Raw genomic sequence first — 22,246 nt, forward strand, 5'->3', positions numbered from 1 at the left:
TTAACTTACTTCTATATATATACGTGCTGACATAAAAACAATGATTTATAAAGAATTTAGCTGATTATTTTACTATGTATTAGACATAAATTATACTTATATGCGGCGATGTTTTCCCGTCCCAAACCAGCCAGAATCTAGTTTTTTTATAAAAATCAGTTAAACCAATGATTTAGTTTCTGTGAATCATGCTATTCTTTTTATTAATTCAGACGATTCAAATCGGTAAGGAAATTAGTTATTCTGTGGAAAATTAAAAAAGCAAAACTAAACCTAACCGCCATGGCATCACCTGATAAGTGTGTGAGTATTTCTACAGAAAACTACATTAATTCAGAATTAAGGGGGATGTTTTTTCTGTAACGAAATTGTCAACTTTTCTGGGTCAAATTGCTTAAAATAAATTATCTGGACGCTGAAACTGTCTATGGCATTTATCAAGATACAGAACGTTGTGATTAACACCAGCTACATTGCTGCGGTTAGGCTAGATACCCAAACTAGTTTGGGCGAAAAAAGCGTTTCTGTTCTAGTGGTTACTCCTCAGTTTCCCCTCATCCAGTGGGATACAATTGCTGAAAATCTCTACCATTACGAATGGATGGAATTCACGGGTCAAGCAGCTAACGTACTCCGAGACTATTTTTCTAGTTTCAACAATGTCATTGACCTATTACCTCAATATCAAGAATCCAGTGCTGTATAACATGATTTCCAAAATGCTGTATTTCAAAATTAATTAGGGTGACAAAATTGTTATTTTACAAACAAGCAATTACAGCATATTTCATGTAAGTAGGAATTACCTAACCCACAAGAAGAATCATATTCAAATGTCTAATTCTGAGCAGCAACCAGATTTCATTTGACTTCTTAATTATGAATTAGGAATTGCTACAGATTCGCCACAGGAGCAATCATAATTCACACTAATTAACAACAGTATATGCCCTATGTCTGCTTATTCAATTGATACGGCCATGGCAGAGTTGGAGAGCCTTATCAACAGTGTTGAGAAAACTTTGATTAGGTCAATAGAGGAAAAAAAATCGCACCAGGAGAAACCCATGTCAGTTAATAAGATTAATAGAAAATTACAACAAAACCCCATAGCCATTGTGGGGATGGCTTCGCTCTTACCTCAAGCTAGGAACTTACAGGAATACTGGCAGAATATCGTTAACAAAATTGATTGTATTACTGAGGTTCCCCCCACACACTGGAGCATCGAAGATTATTACGACCCTAACCCCAGAACCCCTGAGGACAAAACCTATTGTAAACGCGGTGGGTTTATTCCCGAGGTAGATTTTAACCCCATGGAATTTGGTATTCCTCCGAGCATTTTAGAAGTGACAGATATTTCTCAGCTATTAAGTTTAGTCATAGCTAAAGAAGCAATGGAAGATGCTGGCTATGGCGACTCTCGGGAGTTTAGCCGTGAAAATGTCGGGGTAATTTTAGGCGTGGCCATGGCCAAGCAATTGGGAATGCCACTTTCAGCCCGGTTAGAGTATCCTGTTTGGGAAAAGGCACTTAAAAGCAGTGGTATTTCCGATGAAGATACCCAAAAAATTATCGAAAAAATCAAAAGCGCCTATATCAAGTGGGATGAAAATGCTTTCCCTGGGATGCTAGCCAACGTCGTTGCTGGACGCATTGCTAACCGCCTCAACTTTGGGGGGACAAACTGTGTAGTTGATGCTGCTTGTGCTAGTTCCTTTGGCGCTCTGAAAATGGCCATTAGTGAACTGGTGGAATATCGGGCTGATATGATGCTCACAGGTGGTGTGGATACTGATAACACCATCATGGCTTACATCTCCTTCAGTAAAACACCGGCGGTTTCCCCCAGTGAAAATGTCAAGCCCTTCGACGCTCAATCTGATGGGATGATGCTCGGCGAAGGTATTGGGATGATTGTTCTCAAGCGCCTGGAAGATGCCCAACGGGACAATGATAAAATTTACGCAGTCATTAAAGGTATTGGTACTTCTAGCGATGGTCGCTACAAGAGTATTTATGCTCCCCGCAAGGAAGGCCAAGTTAAAGCCTTAGAACGGGCTTATGATGATGCTGGCTTTTCCCCCGCTACAGTAGGGTTAATGGAAGCCCACGGTACTGGAACAATGGCTGGAGACCCCACGGAGTTCGGTTCTTTAAAGGACTACTTTAGCAAACATGATTCCCAAAAACAGCATATTGCTTTGGGTAGTGTCAAGTCCCAAATTGGACATACTAAAGCCGCTGCTGGGGCTGCAAGTTTGATTAAAACAGCTTTGGCTCTGCATCACAAGGTTTTACCCCCAACTATTAATATTACTCAGCCGAATCCTAAACTGGATATCCAAAATTCTCCCTTTTATTTGAATACTCAAACCAGACCTTGGATCAAGGCCGACGGGGAACCCCCAAGACGCGCTGGTGTCAGTTCTTTCGGTTTTGGTGGCACAAATTACCACGTGGTTTTGGAAGAATACGAAACCCCAGAAAACCTTCCCTACCGTTTACATGGTACCGCCCATGAGGTGCTGCTGTTTGCTCACAACTCCGCACAACTTTTGAGTAAGTGTCAAGAAACCCTCGGTAAGTTGCAAGGGGATGGTGGTGATAGACATTTTGCGGCTTTAGTCAAAGAGTCCCAATCTTTGGAAATTCCTTTGGTGGCTCCTAGGGTGGGGTTTGTGGCTGAAAATGTCCCAGAAGCCTGTAAGTTGATGCAAGTTACTATTGACTGGCTCCAACACAAAGCTTCCGCACCTGCTTGGGAACATCCCCAGGGGATTTATTACCGCTCCTCTGGAATGGAGTTGGGGGGAAGGGTGGTTTCTCTGTTCTCTGGACAAGGTTCGCAATATTTGGAAATGGGGCGCGAAGTGGTAATGAATTTTCCTACCATGCGCCGTTTACATGGGTGTATGGATAGTTTATTACTCAAGGATAATTTACAGCCACTTTCGGATATTGTCTTCCCCCGTCCCGTTTTTGATGAGGCGGAGAAAAATGCGCAAGTTGCAGCACTGCAACGCACAGAATATGCTCAACCCGCTATTGGGGTGTTTAGTGCCGGTTTGTATTCTATTTTGCAACAAGCTGGCTTTAAATCCGATTTTGTCGCCGGACACAGTTTTGGTGAACTGACTGCTTTGTGGGCTGCAGGGGTTTTGAGTGAGCAGGATTATTTGTTTCTAGTCAAGTCTCGAGGTCAAGCTATGGCTGCGCCTAAAGACCCAGACCACGATGCGGGAAGTATGTTGGCGGTGAAGGAGGATATGAGCAAGGTTGCTCTGGTGCTGCGCAAGTTTCCCCTGGTGACGATCGCTAATTTTAATTCCCCTACTCAAGTGGTTTTGGCAGGACCAACCGCAGAGATCACTAAGGTCAGACAAGCTTTACAAGAGGAGGGTTGTTCTGCTGTGTTGTTACCTGTGTCCGCAGCTTTCCACACTCCCCTGATTGCTTTTGCTCAAAAGTCTTTTGCGATCGCCACTAAGTCTGTTAAATTCAATCCGCCTCAAATTCCTGTCTTTACTAATGTCACGGGTAAACTCTATCCCCAAGACTCCCAAGGTATTCAAAAAATCTTGGAAAGTCACTTGGCTAACTCGGTGATGTTTAAACAGGAAATTGAAAATATCTATGCTGCTGGTGGGTCCTGCTTTGTGGAATTTGGACCGCGCCGCATTCTCAGCAATTTAGTCAAGGATATTTTAGGCGATCGCCCGCATCTGACTATCTCCCTAAACCCCAGCACCCAAAAGAACAGCGATCGCTCTTTACGAGAAGCAGCTGTACAGTTGCGCGTCCTAGGTCTAGCTTTAAAAAACCTTGACCCTTACCAAGTTGAACCTGTACTACCCCCAGTTGAGCAGAAGAAGGCGTTAAATGTCCGTTTAAACGGTGTTAACTATGTTTCGGAAAAAACCAAAAACGCCTTTACTCAAGCTTTGCAGAATGGACATCATGGGTTGACTGTTGACAGTTCACTGTTAACTGAAAAACACAGCCAACCATCACCCGTCAACAGTCAACCGTCAACCACCCTACCCCATCCTGTTAGCAGTCCGGAGACCAAGATGCAACCAACACCAGAAAAACCTGTCAATTACCAAACAGCCCTAGAAAGTTTAGAATACCTCCTTACCCAGTTCCAACAGAATCAAACTGAAAATTTACAAGTCCACGGGACTTATCTGCAACATCAGATGGAATACACCAAGGCGTTTTTCCAATTGATGCAGCAACAGAACGCTGTGTTTAATCACAGCAAATCTCTGGCAGAAGCAGCACAACTTCAAGTATTTGTCAAGCAAAGTCTCGAACGTGGGATGATGCAGTTTCACACTCACCAAGGTGAAACCCTGCGCATTCATGAACGATACCTTTTGGAACAGTTAGAATACTCCAAAAACTTTTTCCAACTTATACAACAAGAATATTCTCACATTATTTCCGCTGATTCTGTAGCTACAACTCAGGAGCATAGCCAGGAAACTATACCCCAGCCTTCTGCAAATATACCCAAGACTCTCGAATCTATCTCACCAGTCCGGGATCTAAATACAGAACCTGTAATTCAAACCACTATACCCAAGACTCTCGAACCTGTAATTGAAACTAAACCAGCTGCTCCTCATATTGACCTAGCCAACTTGGGTAACAATTTGTTGGCTATTACTAGCGATAAAACTGGTTACCCGGTAGAGATGCTGGAAATGGATATGGATATGGAGGCTGATTTAGGTATTGACTCTATCAAAAAGGTAGAAATTTTAGGTGCATTACAGGATATGTACCCCGAACTACCCCGCCCTAATTTAGAAGAATTATCGGAAAAACGCACCATTGGTCAAGTTGTAGAATATCTGCAATCCCATGTGTCTGGTAATGCTGCTGTAGAAATAACAACCCCTGCTAGCACTCCAGACGTTATACTAGAACCCCCTGTCCTTCCCAGTCCCGTAGATACCACCTCCCCGGTTGTCTCTACTCCCCTCCCCATCGAACTAGAAATAGCAACTACTGATGATTATGCAGATTTGGGTGAAACTTTGTTAGCTATTACTAGCGATAAAACTGGTTACCCGGTAGAGATGCTGGAAATGGATATGGATATGGAGGCTGATTTAGGTATTGACTCCATTAAACGGGTGGAAATATTGGGCGCAATGCAAGAAAAATACCCCAATTTACCCCAACCCAATATTGAAGAACTAGGAGACCTCCGCACCATCGGTCAAATAGTTGATTACCTCCAGAAGCTGGCTGGGGGTGAAAAAAAAAAGTCCCAGTCGCAGTTTAGTTACCAGCCTGTCCAGGTAATTGAGGGGGTAACCAGACGACCTGCTAAACTGCATTTTTTGCCACCTCCCGATAGTTTAGATTTTGCTTTACCAGAGGGATATGTTACCGTTATCACTGATGATGGGTCCCTCACTACTTCCCAACTAGCTCAAAGTTTAAGCGATCGCGGTGGCAAAGTGGTGATCTTAAGTTTCCCCCCTTCTATCGTTCCCCAACAATCCCCTTTACCTGCGGGGGTGAATCGTGTCGTCCTCGCAGATATGACCGAAGAACTACTACAACACAAATTATCTGCGATCGCCACTCACTTCGGCAATATTGGGGCTTTTATCCACATTCATCCCCTATTTACCCCCAATCAACAACCTGCTTATATACCACAAGATAAAGCAATTGTCAAGCACATCTTCTTTATAGCTAAACATCTCCAGCAATCTCTCAATCAACTGGCCCGTTATGAACGCAGTTGTTTCTTAACTGTCACTCGTTTAGATGGTGCTTTTGGATTAGAACATACTGTTAATTTCCCAGTTATCGGTGCAGGTTTATTTGGCTTAACTAAGTCTCTCCACTGGGAATGGCCAAGGGTCTTTACTCGCGCTATTGATTTAAGTCCCTATGCAGATCCTCAAATCTCAGCAGCACACATTATCGCTGAAATGCACGACCCCAACCTTTATATCACTGAAGTGGCTTACGGTTCTCAAGGTCGTGTGACTTTGGTCGCTGATTCCCTCCCCTAGGGTTGGGGGTTATATCTCACGCACCAGACGCACACACCCCCCCACATTAGTGCGTCTGTGCAAGTTTCTCATCATAAATTATCAATAACAATAATATGAATACGCAGTCTTCTATGGTTTTTGTTGTTAGTGGCGGTGCTAAGGGTATTACTGCTCAATGTGCGATTCAAATGGCCCAGCACTACCCTTGTAGGTTTATTCTCCTCGGTCGTTCGGAACTTGTGGATGTTGAACCGGAGTTCGCTCAAGACTGTGAGTCGGAGGCGGATTTAAAGAAAGGTATTATGGAGTATCTTCAAGCACAGGGTCAAAAGCCTACTCCTAGGAGTGTTTTGAAGATATATAATCAGATTGCTTCTAGTCGCGAAATTAAGCAAACTTTAGCCAGGTTAGCAGCAACGGGCGCTCAAGCAGAGTATATTAGTGTGGATATCACTAATGTCACAGATTTACAGCAAAAATTAGAATCTGTGGGTACTATTACTGGTATTATTCACGGAGCTGGTAATTTAGCTGATAAATTGATTTCCAAGAAAACTGACCAGGATTTTGAGAAGGTTTATAATGCTAAGGTTCAGGGGTTAGAAAATCTCCTCACCTGTGTAAAACCTGAGCAACTAGAACATTTAGTATTGTTCTCCTCTGTCAGTGGATTTTACGGTAATATCGGACAATCTGATTATGCGATCGCCAATGAAATCCTCAATAAGTCAGCCCATTTAATCAAGCAAAACTATCCTCAGTGTCATGTAGTTGCGATTAACTGGGGCGCTTGGGATAGTGGGATGGTGTCCCCAGAACTGAAAAAGGCTTTTACAGAACGAGGTATTGATATTATCCCGGTGGATGTAGGTACACAAATGTTAGTTAATGAACTACACCCCACCCATCATGATACTACCCAAGTTGTGATTGGTAGTCCCCTTCTTCCCCCCACCACAGAGTTAGATTCTTATCTGCGCACTCATCGTATCCGTCGCCAGATGACACTGGAAGCTAATCCTTTTTTATATGACCATGTGATTGCTGGTACTCCTGTTTTACCTGCTACTTGTGCAATGACATGGATAATTAATACCTGTGAGGAAATGTATCCGGGTTATCGATTATTTAATTACACAGATTTCAGGATTTTAAAGGGGATCACCTTTAATGACACTTTAGCTAAAGAACACACTTTAGAAATAGAAGAAGTTGAGAAAATCAACGGCGAAAAAATTGTCGTTAAAGCCAAAATATGGAGTAAAAACCCCGCGGGAAAAGTCCATTACCATTTTAGCGCTCAACTTAATCTCCATCGGGAAATTCCCCAGCCTCCTAGTTATGAATCTATTAATCTAAATTTAGATGACATTATTAGCGATACCGGTAAAGATTTTTATCAGCATGGAGGCGCTACCCTATTTCATGGACCTTCATTTCAGCAAGTGCAAAGAGTTTTAAATATTACTCAACAAAAAATCACCACAGAATGTTTGTGGACAGAGATCAGCGCCCAAAAACAAGGTCAATTTCCTGTAAAATGGGTAAATCCTTATACAACTGACCTGAGTATGCACGCCCTGTGGATATGGACACAGCACTTTTATGAAGAGGGGTGTTTACCCGGAAAGGTAGAGAAGTTTGAACAGTTTGCCCCTACACCACATAATCAACTATTTTATGTTTCCTGTGAAGTAAAATCTAAAACAGCAAGTAGTGCGATCGCAGACTTTATTATCCACGATAATCATGGTAAAATCTACTCCCAAATGCTGGGGGCTCATGCCATCATTTGGTCAACAAAATTAATGAAAAGTTAGCAACATTTAGGTAAGTGCGTAAATCCTACTTTCTTTTAAATACCCCGCAGATGTTGAGGATATAACAATGGAAAAAATAGCCATCATCGGATTATCTTGTTTATTTCCCGATGCTAAAACCCCTGAGGAATTTTGGCAAAATCTTGTTTCTCAAAAAGATGCTACATCATCAGCCGCCATCAGCGAAATAGGGGTAGATCCCGGCATTTTTTACCATCCAGTTAAAGGGACAGCAGATAAAACCTATTCCCTCAAAGGTGGATATATCCGGGATTTTGAATTTGACCCATCTGGTTACAACCTACCCGCAGAATTAATCGCCAGTTTAGATGATACCTTTAAATGGTCATTGTACGCTGCTAAACAAGCCATTAGTAACAGTGGGTACTGGGGTAATCAAAAGCTACTCGCTGAGTGTGGCGTAATTCTTGGTAATCTGTCCTTCCCCACCAAACTTTCCCATCAATTATTTTCCCCTATTTATCAGCAAGCGATCGCACCTGGGCTTAAAGAACTTTTGCAAGATGAAAATATTCATTTAGCCCCCTTACCAACAGCAATCAAAGCATCTGTTTACAACGGGATGATTTCCGGCTTACCAGCATCCATAGTTGCTCAAGCCTTATCACTATCTAGAATTAATTTATGTCTAGATGCTGCTTGTTCCTCATCCTTTTATGCCATCAAACTAGCCTCTCATTATCTATCATCCCATAAAGCTGACATGATGTTAGCGGGAGCCATTAGTTGTGCAGATTCCCTATTTGTGCGGATGCTCTTTTCCGGTGTCCAAGGCTTTGCAGAAGATGGTACCAGTCGCCCCCTAGATAAGACATCCAGAGGTTTGATTCCCGGTGATGGTGTGGGTATGGTAGTACTCAAAAGATACGCCGATGCTGTCAGAGATGGTGACAATATCCTGGCCACAATTTGCGGTAATGGACTCTCCAACGATGGTAAAGGTAAACATTTACTCAGCCCCAACACTAAAGGACAAGTCCTGGCTTTTCAACGAGCTTATAGTGAGCAACAAATCAGCCCCCAAAGCATCGATTACTTAGAATGTCATGCTACAGGCACATTATTAGGTGATACAACTGAACTCAATTCCATAGATACCTTTTTTGGCCAACATCAAGCCTCCCCCCTGGTGGGTTCCGCTAAAGCCAATACGGGACATTTATTAACCGCTGCGGGTATGGTGGGCTTGACGAAGGTAATTTTGAGTATGTCTGAGGGAGTCATCCCACCTACCATTAATATTGATACACCTTTAACCTCAGACAATCATGTTATTTCCAGTGATAAAATTGTCAGAAAAGCAACGCCTTGGCCTCACAACGGTTCGACTTCGCTCACCGACCACCATCCATCAATTAAACGAGCCGCAATCAGCGCCTTTGGCTTTGGGGGGACAAACTCCCATTTAATTATTGAACAGGGTACTACACCCTCACCAGCAGACCATACAACACCGACACCACCGGCTAAAATTGCCATTGTGGGTATGGATGCCTTTTTCGGTGGATGTAACGGATTAGATGCCTTTGAACGCAGTATTTATCAAGGAACCCAGCATTTTATCCCCTTACCCCCTTCTAGATGGCAAGGTATAGAGGAGCAAACCAGCTTACTGCAACAGTATGGTTTAACAGATGGTAAAGCACCTGTAGGGGCATACATCCAAGGTTTTGATATTGACACTTTAGCTTATAAAATCCCCCCCAAGGAAGTTGAAAAACTCAATCCCCAACAACTGTTACTGTTAAAAGTTGCCGACCGCGCCGTTAAAGATGCGGGACTCAAACCAGGGGGAAATGTTGCAGTAATTGTGGCTGCAGAAACCGAACTTTCTGTACATCAATTACAGCAAAGATGGGATTTATCCTGGCAGTTGAAAGAGGGTTTATTAGAGGATAATATTTGCTTATCTGATGAACACCTCGCCCAACTAGAAGGGGTTATTAAAGACAGTCTCCACCATCCCGTTGAAACTGGGGAGTATGTCAGTCACATTGCCAATATTATGGCTAGTCGCATTTCTGCTTTGTGGAACTTTACCGGCCCCGCCTTCACCATGACCGCGGGTGAAAACTCTGCTCTTAAAGCCTTGGAAGTGGCACAAATGCTGTTGACGGCTGGGGAGGTGGAGGCTGTGGTTTTGGGTGCGATAGATTTGGCTGGTGGTGTAGAAAATGTCTTATTGCGGAGTCAATTAGCTCAGGTAAATCAAGGGATCAATACTTTAAGTTTTGATGAGAATGTTAATGGTTGGATGGTCGGTGAGGGTGCTGGTGCAGTTGTCCTCAAGCGTCATGACACTGCTCAACAAGATAACCAACGGATTTATGCTGTACTCGAGGCGGTAAGTTTTGCATCTAGCTTAAATGATGCTTGTCAACAAGCTTTTCACACCGCAGAAATTCAACCTCAACAGGTTAATTATGTTGAGGTGAATGGTAGTGGTATTCTTCAACAAGACGAAGCCGAAATTAACGGTTTATTACAAGCTTATCCCCAAAGTGGTAATGGTTTACAATGTGCCATTGGTAGTGTAAAGGCTAATATAGGTCATACCTATACGGCATCAGGAATTGCTAGTTTAATCAAAACTGCACTCTGTCTTTATTACAGATACATTCCTGCTACTCCTCAATGGTCTAGTGTTAAGACACCAGAACAATGGGAGGGTAGTCCTTTTTATGTGGCTACAGAGTCCAGACCTTGGTTTGTCGATAAAGGAGCCACCCGCCGCATAGCCGCCATCAATAACATAGGTATAGATGACACTTACGCTCATGTCATCTTGTCAGAAGACCCAAACCAACAACTGCGCGACAGTCGGTATTTACAGCAAATGCCTTTTTACCTGTTACCCTTAGCAGTGCGGGATCAAGGTAACTTAGAAGAGGTTTTAAATAGCCTGCAACAAAGTATTGAAGATAGTTCTTGTTTATCCACTACTGCGAGTCAGACTTTCACAACTTTTAAAGAAAGTTCAGAAGCTAAATATGCTCTAGCAATTACCGGACGTAATAAAAAAGAACTACTTAAACAAATTGATGCGGCTCGTAAAGGTGTAAACACAGCCTTTGAAAAAGGTACAGATTGGCAAACTCCCAACGGTAGTTATTTTACAGCCAAACCCTTGGGTAAAACCGCTAGTGTGGCTTACGTTTATCCCGCTGCTGTTAATTCCTACATTGGTATCGGTCGGACAGTCTTCCGTTTATTCCCCAAGGTATTTGAAGACCTCAAGAGTAATAATCTCTATAACCGTGCTGCTGATGTGGAAAAATTAGTTTATCCCCGCAGCTTCCCTAAACTCTCCACCAGACAACTAGAAAGCCTAGAAAAGCAACTGTTAGATGATTCCCTGGCGATGTTTGAAAGTGAAATCGCCTTCGCCAGATACATGAGTGCGATTTTCCGGGATGATTTTCAAGTCAAACCCCAATGCGTCTTTGGCTATAGCTTGGGTGAAACCAGCATGATGGTGGCCCAAGGGGTTTGGAGTGATTTTGAGGGCGGTAGTAATACCTTGAACTCATCCCCTTTGTTTGGCGATAAATTATCTGGCCCTAAAAATGCTGTGCGTCAGTATTGGGGGTTGACCGATACGACAGAATTACAAGATGATAACTTCTGGGCTACTTATGTACTTATGGCTACACCCTCTCAAGTGGAAGAATGCCTAAAACATGAGCCGCGGGTTTATTTAACTCAAATCAACACACCGGAAGAAGTGTTAATCGCTGGTGAAAAAACAGCCTGTCAGAGGGTGATTAAATCCCTTGGTTGTAACTCCTTCGCCGCACCCTTCGATCATGTAATTCATTGCGAAGCCATGGGTTCAGAGTACGAAGAGATAGCCAAGGTTAATACTTTACCTACCCAAGACCTACCAGGCATAACTTTTTACTCAGCAGCTAAGTATCAACCCATCGCACTTGATAGCGCCGTCATAGCCGGTAGCATCGCCACCGCACTATGTCAACAACTTGACTTTCCCCAATTAGTTAACCGTGTCTACGATGATGGGGCGAAAATATTTGTGGAGGCTGGCGCTGGTGGTGTTTGTTCCCGATGGATTGGTAAAATCTTAGAAAACAAAGAACACATCACCATATCCCTGAATCGCCGAGGTATGGATGACCACAGCTCTATAGTCAAAGCCTTGGCAAAACTGGTCAGTCATCGGGTTAATTTAGATTTATCACCTCTGTACAATCTCACCACAGCAACCACTAAACAAAATAACTTAACTCTCCACAAGGTTACCCTGGGCGGTAAATCAATTACCAACAGTATATTGAGTCCAGAAAACCGCCAATTATTCTCAGATATCCCGCACAATTATCGGGTTGAAAAACTGCATCAAAACATACCATTATCTACCGAATCAGATCACAGCGATCGCCAGGATCCGCCCATACCCGCAGAACAGCCCACAAAAAATATCATGGAACACGGTTTTGAGGCTCCAGAAACACTACAATCTTCTGAGTCAGTCGGTTCCTGGGAACAACAAACTCTACAATTAATTGTGTCATCTCCAGCCCAAAACCACCTTGAGCACACAATTAGAATCATGGAACTAAACATGACTCAGTATAAAGAACTGAGTGCAAACAACAACCGCATCACAAAAAATCACTCTGCTTTCCTCCAAGCCAGACAAGATTTTAGTCAACAGATGAGCGAGATCATTAAATTGCAGTTAGCCTGTGCTGAAAATTTATTGAATGCAGATAGATAAGTAATTTGGGGAGGTGGCACACACCAGATCACTACATCCATGGGGTTACTAAAACCTCCCCATTCACACTTAATAAACCATCATTGACAAGAGGTATAACTACAGTGACCCCCGTAGATACGCTACCAAATCAATACAATAATAGTCTGCAAGCCCCTCATTGCCAATTTCAAAACCTGATCTGGAAAGGTTCTTTAGATACTTTATCTTTTGATAATTCAGCTATCAAAGATAAACTACTCACATTAAATAAACCCTGTTACTTTGTCAAAGTTGGGGGAAAAATTGGTGTTACACATGAGGGGTATTTATCCTCTGCTGAAAATACATCGTCAATCTTACGAGTGCCGATTAACACTACAGCAACAACACAACTGCTCACTTTCATCCCCCCCATCACTCTGCAACAACTAGGAGACCCCAATTTCCTAGCATTTCATGGGGTAAAATATGCCTATGTCACCGGTGCAATGGCGGGGGGAATAGCTTCTGAAGAAATGGTGATTGCTCTGGGTCAAGCTAAAATCTTGAGTTCTTTTGGTGCAGGTGGTTTACCCCCAGAACGCCTAGAATCAGCTATTAAAACTATTCAAGCCGCTTTACCCTATGGTCCTTATGCCTTCAATTTAATTCACAGCCCCAATGATTTGGCTATGGAACGCCAGGCTGTGAAATTATACCTCAAATATGAGGTAAGAACTGTAGAAGCTTCGGCATTTTTAGATTTAACCCCCAATATAGTATATTACCGGGTTGCCGGGCTGAGTTTAAATGATGCCAATCAAATTGAAATCAAAAATAAGGTCATTGCTAAAGTTTCCCGTCGAGAAGTAGCTACCAAATTTCTCCAACCAGCACCCCCCAAAATCCTTCAAGAACTACTCGCACAAGGATTAATCACTGATTTACAAGCCAAACTTGCAGCCCAAGTACCCATGGCTGATGATATTACCGTCGAAGCTGATTCTGGCGGACATACAGATAATCGCCCATTGGTGTGTTTATTACCTTCTATTATTGCTTTGCGGAATGAAATTCAAGAACAATTTCATTACCAGCAACCAGTTAGAATTGGCGTGGCTGGGGGAATTGCTACACCCCAATCAGCTTTAGCAGCTTTTATGATGGGTGCTGCTTATGTGATGACTGGTTCTATTAATCAATCCTGTGTCGAGTCTGGCGCTTGTGACCATACTAAAAAATTATTGGCTCAAGCTGAAATGGCGGATATGACCATGGCTCCCGCTGCTGATATGTTTGAAATGGGGGTAAAGTTACAAGTCCTCAAACGGGGAACTATGTTTCCCATGCGAGCGCAAAAGTTGTATGAATTGTACCGTACCTACAACTCAATTGAAGAGATTCCCCCAGGAGAAAGAGAAAAATTAGAAAAGCAGATTTTCCGCAAAACCCTGGCTGAGGTCTGGGAAGCAACAGCTACTTATTTATCCCAGAAAAACCCGGCAAAATTAGGGAAGGCTGTTAATAATCCTAAGCTGAAAATGGCACTAATTTTTCGATCTTATTTAGGATTATCTTCCCGCTGGTCTACTTCCGGTGAAAAGGGTCGAGAGGTGGATTATCAGATTTGGTGTGGCCCAGCTATGGGTAGTTTTAATGACTGGGTGCGCGGTTCTTATTTAGCTGAACCCCATAATCGTCGGGTGGTTGATGTGGCTGATCACATCATGAAGGGAGCAGCTTTTTTATATCGTATTCAAAGCTTAAAAATCCAAGGAATGGAAATTCCTCAAGTCTACAGTCAGTATTGTCCAGATTCTTCTCAATTATTGGAGATTTAAAAAAATGACTCTACAACCATCTCATAGTGCGGCGGATATTCAAGCATGGTTAGTTACTCATTTGGCTGAGTTAATCGGGGTGGAAACTGATGAGATAGATATCAGGGAGAATTTAGAAAACTATGGTTTAGATTCCGCACAGGCCATGACTCTGGTCAGTCAGTTAGAAAAAATGTTGGGCTTTCAACCATCCCCAGTTCTTTTATGGCACTATCCTAATATTGAGTCTCTTTCCCAACGTTTAGCCGAGAGCGATCGCCTAGAATCTCCATTAGGTTTAGATACCTCTCCAGAGGCTCAACTTAACCCTATGGTTCTCAACTTAGCGGCTGAAGTTGTCCTTGACCCCACTATTGATCCTGCTAACGCTGTGAGTGTGGATGTAGCCATACCTAAGCATATATTTTTAACTGGGGGAACTGGTTTTTTAGGCGCTTTTATTATCCGGGAACTACTCCAAGAAACTGATGCGGATATATATTGCTTAGTCCGTGCTGCTAATGGGTTGGAAGCTAAAACCAAACTGCAAAAGAATTTACAGCAGTATGCAATTTGGGATGAAAAGTTTAATTCTCGACTGATTGCTGTTGTGGGTGATTTGGCTCAACCACTTCTGGGGATTAATCCTGAACAATTCCAGATTTTAGCTAGCAATATTGATACTATTTATCATAGTGCTGCTTTGCTTAATTATGTTTATCCTTATTCGGCACTCAAAACAGCTAATGTTTTAGGTACTCAAGAGGTTTTGCGGTTAGCTTGTCACACTAAAGTTAAGCCTGTACATTATGTTTCTAGTGTGGCGGTGTTTGAATCCTCTGCTTATGCTGGTCATTTGGTGGAAGAACAAGATGAGTTTGACCATTGGGAAGGTATTTATTTAGGTTATTCTCAGACTAAATGGGTGGCGGAAAAGTTGGTTAAGGTCGCCCGTGACCGCGGTTTACCTGTAACTATTCACAGACCACCATTAATTGCAGGGGATAGCAAAACAGGTATTTGTAATACCCATGATTTTATCAATTTGATGACTAAGGGCTGTTTACAAATGGGGACTTTCCCTGATGTAGACTATATGTTAGATATGTCCCCTGTTGATTATGTCAGTAAGGCTATTGTTTACCTATCAAGACAGCCAGAATCTCTTGGTCAGGCTTTCCATTTACAACATCCTCAACCTATTTCTTTAAAAGATTTGGTAGAATGGGTTAAATCTTTTGGTTATCCCATAGAGATGATTCCCTATGAAGAGTGGCAATCAAAGTTAATTAATGATGTCTGTTCTACAGATAACCCTTTATATACCCTGCGTCCTTTTTTACTAGAACGCTGGTCTGATGAACAGTTGACTATCCCTGATTTATATCTGCAATCCAGAAGACCAATTATTAGTTGTCAAGCTACTTTGAAGGCTTTGTCAGGTGGTTCTATTACTTGTCCCCCAATTGATTCTCAATTGTTGATGACTTACACTTCTTACTTAGTTCAAACTGGCTTTTTAACTCTTGCTTAGTGGGTTGATCAAGTTTAGTCCCATCCCCGGACTAAACTTGTATCAGTATTGCCAACAATGCAAGTTATCAATCTTGCCAGCCACCACCACAGCAGCTAAGTAATATTGCTCAGGGTTTAACTCCAACAGACTCCACTGAGATTTATGTAACCGGGCCGGTTCTGTGGGAGTTAAGCTAATTTCCGCTTGTTCTAATTTACCTAGTCCTTCTCCTGTTGCTTTTAAGTAGGCTTCTTTACAAGTCCAGTAACGGAAAAATGTTTCTTGCTGTTGTTCAGGAGATAGCGATCGCATCAAAGCATATTCTCTGGGTAAAAAGAACCTTTTCGCCAAGCTCTCTACATCACAGCTGCGGCGGGTATATTCTAAGTCTACACCAATTTGACGATGATAATTCACCGCACACAGAGCTAAACCCTGAGAGTGAGACAAGTTAAACCATAGTCCACTTTTACCTAAAGCATCTGCTAAAACTGGTTTACCACGCTCTTGATAATCAAATCCCACCTGTTGCGGTTCAATCCCCAAGTACCTACCCAATATCCGCCGCAGAATACCCCGACCAGCGATAAAATGTTCTCCAGTTCGGTGAAAATGAAATCGATTAGCACGAGCAACTTCATCACCCGATAGGGTTGCTAATAGATTTTCCCGCTGTGCTTCTGGGATATCCAGGTGAAACCGCCAAACATGAACATCATTTGGTAATAAAGTCAAGTTTTTTGGTACAGGTAGCCACAAATGATTAAAAACCGCCATGGATTACATGATTGACATTAACCTGGCATTTTGGCACACATAATTAAAAAAGGACAGATACAGTATTCATGTGGGATACATTTCATGTGCAAAGTACTAAAATTGAACCCTTTGATCAGCTATTTTATAGCCGATCGGGGGTTTTTTTATTCAAACCGCTATTGTGGGTTAATTCATTAGCCTATGGCTAAATCGAATAGTGTAGGGGAAAAGACCTTGCATCTTTTGGCTTGACATATACGCGTTCTTGTGGTTCTAACTGTAACTCATTAAATCGATCGCGTGTTAAATGCGCCGCTACCACCTGGCCATCATCTAAAGTTAATTCTATCTGAATTTCCCAACCCAAATGTATTAACCTAGTCACTGTAGCTGGTGCAGTATTACCATGAGGCTCTCTGGAAATCGCCACATCCTGGGGTCGTAAAAATACTTGACTATGTGCTGAATCAAAGCCGGTGCTCTGGAAAATATTTGAGGTGTTAGATAAAACATTCACAGGGCCAATAAAGCTCATGACAAAAGCCGTCGCCGGATTGTCATAAATTTCTGCTGGTGTTCCCACCTGTTCTACACGCCCTTTATTCATCACCACCACCTCGTCAGAAACTTCCATAGCCTCTTCCTGGTCATGGGTGACGAAAACAGTGGTCACATGAACTTCATCATGGAGACGGCGTAACCATGCCCGCAAATCTTTACGCACTTTAGCATCAAGTGCGCCAAATGGTTCATCTAGTAATAATACTTTAGGTTCTACAGCTAAAGCCCTGGCTAATGCTACCCTTTGTCTCTGACCACCGGACAACTGTGATGGATAGCGATCGCCTAATCCACTTAGTTGCACTAAATCTAGTAACTGATCTACCCGGTTCTTAATCTTCTTGGCCGGTGCTTTGCGAATTTCTAAACCAAAGGCAATATTCTGACGCACATTCAAATGTTTAAATAGGGCATAGTGCTGAAACACAAATCCAATATTGCGCTCTTGGACACTTTGATATGTAGCATCTTTACCAGTCAGTAAAATTTTACCGCTATCTGGGGTTTCCAACCCTGCAATTAACCGCAGCAAAGTGGATTTACCAGAACCTGATGGACCCAATAAAGCCACCAGTGAACCGCTGTTAATTTCCAGATTGACTTGATTTACCGCTTGAAAGTTCCCAAAATTTTTAGATACGTTCTCAACTACTATACCCACTACTGTACCTCTTGAATGCAATCTACGGCTTCTTGCTAGGATTACCGTGTTTTACATATACCACAGATAAGCTGACCCAGGAGCAATAAATGTGATTCTGGTGGTGTCTAATCCTGGTTTTTGTATCGAAACATTAAGGAATATTGCATTTCCTTCAAAACCTGAAGGTAGAGCGGGAAACTAGACAAAACTCCGTGATAGGATGCTCTAGTTAAACGTTTTTATCAACTATTGGGAGAAGACCTTTGACACTACGGGTTGCTGTTGTTGGGTCAGGCCCTGCTGGTTCATCTGCGGCGGAAACGCTAGCAAAAGCGGGGATTGAAACTTACCTATTTGAGCGAAAACTAGATAATGCGAAGCCCTGCGGCGGTGCAATTCCCCTGTGTATGGTGGCTGAGTTTGACCTCCCACCAGAGATTATTGATCGCCGTGTGCGGAAGATGAAAATGATTTCACCTTCCAATCGTGAGGTTAATATCAATATAGTAAAAGAAGAAGAATATATAGGAATGTGCCGCCGGGAAGTCCTAGATGGTTTCCTGCGCAATCGGGCGGCAAAACTAGGCGCAAATTTAATTAATGCCACAGTTCATAAAGTTGATATACCCACAAATAATACCGACCCTTATAAAATCCACTATGTAGACCACAGCGAAGGCGGTTTACAAGGGACTACAAAAACCCTAAAAGTAGATTTAATTATAGGGGCGGATGGGGCTAATTCTCGTATTGCCAAAGAAATGGATGCGGGAGATTATAACTATGCGATCGCCTTTCAAGAGCGGATTCGCCTCCCCCAAGAGCAAATGGAGTACTACAACGACCTAGCGGAAATGTACGTCGGTGACGACGTTTCCACCGACTTCTACGCCTGGGTATTCCCCAAATATGACCACGTAGCTGTTGGTACTGGCACAATGCAAGTCAACAAAGCCACTATCAAACAGTTACAAGCTGGTATCCGCACCCGTGCAGCCAAAAAGCTAGCGGGCGGCAAAATTATCAAAGTAGAAGCTCACCCCATCCCCGAACATCCCCGCCCCCGTCGCGTTGTCGGTCGCATTGCGTTAGTAGGCGATGCAGCTGGTTACGTTACCAAGTCCTCCGGCGAAGGTATTTACTTTGCAGCTAAGTCTGGGCGGATGTGTGCAGAAACCATTGTGGAAATGTCTAACAATGGTGCAACCATTCCCACAGAAAAAGACCTCAAGGTTTACTTGAAGCGCTGGGATAAAAAATATGGACTCACCTACAAAGTATTAGACATTCTCCAAACTGTCTTCTATCGTTCCGACGCTACCCGAGAAGCCTTTGTAGAAATGTGCGATGACCTGGATGTGCAGAAGCTGACATTTGACAGCTATCTGTATAAAACCGTGGTTCCCGCTAACCCCATTACCCAACTGAAAATTACTGCTAAAACTATTGGTAGTTTGATTCGCGGTAACGCCTTGGCTCCCTAAGCACAGCACCGGGACATTAAAGGATATATATAGAGGGGAAGAAACTTTTTTTCTCCTCTATCTTCGCAGACTGCGGGGATCCAGAGCATCCCTCAACCCATCACCAAGTAAATTAAAAGACAGCACAGTTAGAATAATTAAAGCAGCTGGCGGCCAAATTAACCAAGGTTGCAACACCACAATAGAAGCATTACTAGCCAAAGATAGCATATTCCCCCAAGAAGGATCAGGCTGTTGGATTCCTAAACCAATCAGACTTAATACCGCTTCCGCACCAATAAAACCCGGAACCGCCAATGTGGCAGAAATAATTACATAGGTAGCAGTTTGTGGTAAAATATGGCGGATAATAATGTAAATTGGTTTACCACCCATTGCTACTGCTGCTTGTACAAATTCTCGCTCCTTAATTGATAGTACCTGTCCCCGAATTACCCGCGCTAACCCCGCCCAACTAATCACCGACATAATCACTACAATCAAGATAAAGCGCTGGGTACTGGTTAAACCAGGTGGTAAAACTGCACCCAAGGTCACTAACAGATAAATCCCTGGGAAAGTCATTAGCACTTCTGCTAACCGCATAATTACGCTATCAATCCAACCACCAAAGTAGCCAGAAATACCCCCAATGATTAGAGCTAGGGGAAAACTAATCAATACCCCAATAATCCCAATAAATAAACTAATCCGACCACCATATACTAACCGGCTGAATTGGTCGCGTCCTTGGTCGTCAGTACCTAAAATATTTAAGGCTGTGGGACTAGCTACGCCATCCCTATCACTTATAGTCCCAAATAAATGCCAGTCTAAAGGAATACCGGGTAAAATAGTCACCTCTTCCCACTTGGGAGGAAGGGGTAAAGTTAACTGTAATAGTCGGTATTCCGCACCACGGACAAATAACCTGATGGGTGTTGGTTGGGTAAAGTCTACTATGATTTGGCGATCGCCCGTTTCTAAATCAGTATCGCCCTGAACAGTAGGATATACATGAGGTCCGATAAATTTTCCCCGTTCTGATTGAGAAAACCAATAAACCCGAGTTGGTGGTAACAGGGAACCATTAGGCTGTGAAGCCAGAGGATTATAAGGAGCGACAAAATCAGCAGCAATTACCATTATATAGAAAATTAACAGCACAATTGCCCCAAATCGCGCCAAAGGGTTTTTCCGCAGTTTTTGCCACCAATTCATAATTTCTGCCTCTTCCATAAACGGTAATTATTATGGTACAATTACTAATATCTTATTTTTCTACTCCATCTGTCTTCACTGCGGGTGTAATTCAGTGGTAGAATGTCACCTTCCCAAGGTGAACGTCGTGGGTTCGAGTCCCATCACCCGCTTTGAGTATTTCCAGGTGATTTAATGACTGTAATATTTATCCGCTGGGGACTCAGGGTTATTTACGTGGTGGTTCGGTCACTGATGGCGGGTAAGTCGGGGCGACGGTAAAATATGATTAACCATCCTGTATCTAAATTCAATCCTGATAAATATTTATCTAATTGTATCAATCCTTGCTGTAATGGGTCGGGTTTACCCTGTTTCCATACCTTTAATTCCATCCCTAAGACCACATCCCCATAACGCAAACATATATCCATCCTCCCGGAGCCTATGGCGTATTCTCGTTCTAAGCTACCGCCCTGTGTTGATAACTATCGGGATTATTTCCCCCTAAAGTCGAAAACAGCCCCTATGCGGGGCTTTAAAACTAAACTCTTCCTTTAGCGATCGCTACCTTTAAAGTTACTGCCATAACTGGTGACAGTTACGTAATTCCTGTAGGATAATGTCGAGCTGATCAAATTACTATCTAAATCTATGAAGTTGATTCTAGCGAGTGCTTTGGTGTTTAGTAGTACTTTACAATATCCAGCACAGGTAACAGCCCAAACTAACCTACCTGCAAATACTGAACCACCTGTACAATCAGTCAAAACCCCTCCTGTACCTACTGTACCTACTAACGGAACCTCTGAACCAGTTTTTGTTCCACCAAAACCCCCTGCTGGATTAAATACTATATCTGGACGTAGAAGCGGAATGGGTAGCCGTAATGATTGTCCTGCGGTAGAAACTCCCTTGACGGCTTTAGTCCCTTTTCAAGAGCGCGTAGCGACTAGCAAACAAACCAATATATCAACGCCAGTAGATGTGTGGGGACTAACTACCTCTGAACGTCCCACATTTTGGTTTTATGTTCCCTACACTAATATAAGTGGTGAATTTGTCTTACAGGATAGCGAAGAAACCGAAATTTATAACCAGCAAAACATCACCCTTACAGACAATTCTGGTGTCATTGGTGTTTCTGTTCCATCTACTGTGGCACCATTGCAAGTAGGTAAAACATATCGCTGGTTCTTGAAAATTCGTTGTCATCAAAAACAAAGAGCGAGTGTTCCTATCTACGTAGAAGGAGACATTCAAAGAGTAAATTTGAATCCTAGTTTAGAGCAACAATTGCAAGGAACAATAGACCAGCGACAAAAAATTGCCATTTATGCTGCTCATGGTGTTTGGTTTGATGCTTTGACAATGTTAGGACAACTACGCTTTGCTAATTCTGATGATGGGTCTTTAGTAGCAGATTGGCAAAGTTTATTACAATCAGGTGGATTAGGGAACATAGCCCCCTTTCCTTTGGTTGATTATTAATAAACTGCCAATAAATTAGGGTAGCCACCGAGATACCTAATTAGGACTTACCAATACTTTCGTCATATTTTGCGTAAGTCCTGAGCTTAATTACTGCCAATACTTATTAAGCAGTCAAATAAATTACACGATTACCAATTTAGCAGAGCATTTAGAGCAGATTAGCCATGATGCAATTAATTATTATTTGAAGAGAGAAAAGCTAACACCTAGGTTACTATGGG

The 22,246-nt window shown here is 42.7% G+C and carries 11 protein-coding genes, 1 tRNA gene and 1 pseudogene; 9 read left to right on the forward strand and 4 right to left on the reverse strand.

Translation table 11 applies throughout. The features are described 5' to 3' along the window. The first annotated feature begins 427 nt into the window (after window positions 1-427). The 6 genes from NWP22_RS00055 to NWP22_RS00080 all read left to right on the forward strand — a co-directional run bounded on the left by NWP22_RS00055 (window position 428) and on the right by NWP22_RS00080 (window position 15,923). On the forward strand, window positions 428-706 hold the full coding sequence (locus tag NWP22_RS00055; RefSeq protein ID WP_271733660.1) for a hypothetical protein: 279 nt from the start codon (window positions 428-430) through the stop codon (window positions 704-706). Between the two features lie 247 nt (window positions 707-953). Continuing rightward, window positions 954-6,047 carry a type I polyketide synthase gene (locus NWP22_RS00060; RefSeq protein ID WP_280801379.1) on the forward strand — a complete coding sequence of 1,698 codons (5,094 nt, stop codon included), beginning with the start codon at window positions 954-956 and terminating at the stop codon, window positions 6,045-6,047. A gap of 95 nt (window positions 6,048-6,142) precedes the next feature. Then, complete coding sequence (locus NWP22_RS00065) at window positions 6,143-7,849, forward strand: SDR family NAD(P)-dependent oxidoreductase (RefSeq protein ID WP_271733662.1); 1,707 nt, start codon at window positions 6,143-6,145, stop codon at window positions 7,847-7,849. Between the two features lie 67 nt (window positions 7,850-7,916). Continuing rightward, the gene (locus NWP22_RS00070) at window positions 7,917-12,608 is read left to right on the forward strand and encodes a PfaB family protein (RefSeq protein WP_271733663.1); all 4,692 of its coding nucleotides are present in this window, start codon (window positions 7,917-7,919) and stop codon (window positions 12,606-12,608) included. Window positions 12,609-12,712: 104 nt separating this feature from the next. Continuing rightward, window positions 12,713-14,410 carry a PfaD family polyunsaturated fatty acid/polyketide biosynthesis protein gene (locus NWP22_RS00075; RefSeq protein ID WP_271733664.1) on the forward strand — a complete coding sequence of 566 codons (1,698 nt, stop codon included), beginning with the start codon at window positions 12,713-12,715 and terminating at the stop codon, window positions 14,408-14,410. 4 nt (window positions 14,411-14,414) lie between these two features. Beyond that, the gene (locus NWP22_RS00080; RefSeq protein ID WP_271733665.1) at window positions 14,415-15,923 is read left to right on the forward strand and encodes a thioester reductase domain-containing protein; all 1,509 of its coding nucleotides are present in this window, start codon (window positions 14,415-14,417) and stop codon (window positions 15,921-15,923) included. Between the two features lie 42 nt (window positions 15,924-15,965). Here the strand turns inward: NWP22_RS00080 and hetI are convergent, their stop codons facing one another. Beyond that, a complete protein-coding gene (gene hetI / locus NWP22_RS00085; RefSeq protein ID WP_271733666.1) occupies window positions 15,966-16,682 on the reverse strand; it encodes a 4'-phosphopantetheinyl transferase HetI in 717 nt (238 codons plus the stop codon). A gap of 187 nt (window positions 16,683-16,869) precedes the next feature. Further along, window positions 16,870-17,886, reverse strand: coding sequence for a sulfate/molybdate ABC transporter ATP-binding protein (locus NWP22_RS00090; protein WP_271733667.1), 1,017 nt, complete (start codon window positions 17,884-17,886; stop codon window positions 16,870-16,872). 245 nt (window positions 17,887-18,131) lie between these two features. Here NWP22_RS00090 and chlP point away from each other — a divergent pair, with 245 nt between their 5' ends. Next, window positions 18,132-19,352, forward strand: coding sequence for a geranylgeranyl reductase (chlP, locus tag NWP22_RS00095; protein WP_271733668.1), 1,221 nt, complete (start codon window positions 18,132-18,134; stop codon window positions 19,350-19,352). A 57-nt stretch (window positions 19,353-19,409) separates the two neighbouring features. Here the strand turns inward: chlP and NWP22_RS00100 are convergent, their stop codons facing one another. Next, window positions 19,410-20,552: an ABC transporter permease gene (locus tag NWP22_RS00100; protein ID WP_271733674.1), complete on the reverse strand. Its 1,143-nt coding sequence runs from the start codon at window positions 20,550-20,552 to the stop codon at window positions 19,410-19,412. An 80-nt stretch (window positions 20,553-20,632) separates the two neighbouring features. Here NWP22_RS00100 and NWP22_RS00105 point away from each other — a divergent pair. Then, window positions 20,633-20,704: transfer RNA gene (locus NWP22_RS00105), tRNA-Gly, on the forward strand. Between the two features lie 60 nt (window positions 20,705-20,764). Here the strand turns inward: NWP22_RS00105 and NWP22_RS00110 are convergent. Next, a pseudogene (locus NWP22_RS00110) lies at window positions 20,765-21,007 on the reverse strand (ATP-binding protein); the annotation flags it as partial. Window positions 21,008-21,185: 178 nt separating this feature from the next. On the opposite strand from NWP22_RS00110, the gene NWP22_RS00115 reads away from it, so the two are divergent. Next, entirely contained in the window at window positions 21,186-22,022 is an 837-nt protein-coding gene (locus tag NWP22_RS00115; protein ID WP_271733669.1) for a DUF928 domain-containing protein, read from the forward strand. Window positions 22,023-22,246 lie beyond the last annotated feature (224 nt).

Source organism: Anabaenopsis tanganyikae CS-531, from assembly GCF_029891675.1.
Classification (GTDB): Bacteria; Cyanobacteriota; Cyanobacteriia; order Cyanobacteriales; family Nostocaceae; genus Anabaenopsis; species Anabaenopsis arnoldii.

Excerpts from the sequence above, each read along its gene's own strand:
- NWP22_RS00060 (WP_280801379.1), top strand. The coding sequence starts at position 954 with ATGTCTGCTTATTCAATTGATACGGCCATGGCAGAGTTGGAGAGCCTT.
- hetI (WP_271733666.1), bottom strand. The coding sequence starts at position 16,682 with ATGGCGGTTTTTAATCATTTGTGGCTACCTGTACCAAAAAACTTGACT.
- NWP22_RS00100 (WP_271733674.1), bottom strand. The coding sequence starts at position 20,552 with ATGAATTGGTGGCAAAAACTGCGGAAAAACCCTTTGGCGCGATTTGGG.
- NWP22_RS00070 (WP_271733663.1), top strand. The coding sequence starts at position 7,917 with ATGGAAAAAATAGCCATCATCGGATTATCTTGTTTATTTCCCGATGCT.
- NWP22_RS00055 (WP_271733660.1), top strand. The coding sequence starts at position 428 with ATGGCATTTATCAAGATACAGAACGTTGTGATTAACACCAGCTACATT.
- NWP22_RS00115 (WP_271733669.1), top strand. The coding sequence starts at position 21,186 with ATGAAGTTGATTCTAGCGAGTGCTTTGGTGTTTAGTAGTACTTTACAA.
- NWP22_RS00080 (WP_271733665.1), top strand. The coding sequence starts at position 14,415 with ATGACTCTACAACCATCTCATAGTGCGGCGGATATTCAAGCATGGTTA.
- NWP22_RS00065 (WP_271733662.1), top strand. The coding sequence starts at position 6,143 with ATGAATACGCAGTCTTCTATGGTTTTTGTTGTTAGTGGCGGTGCTAAG.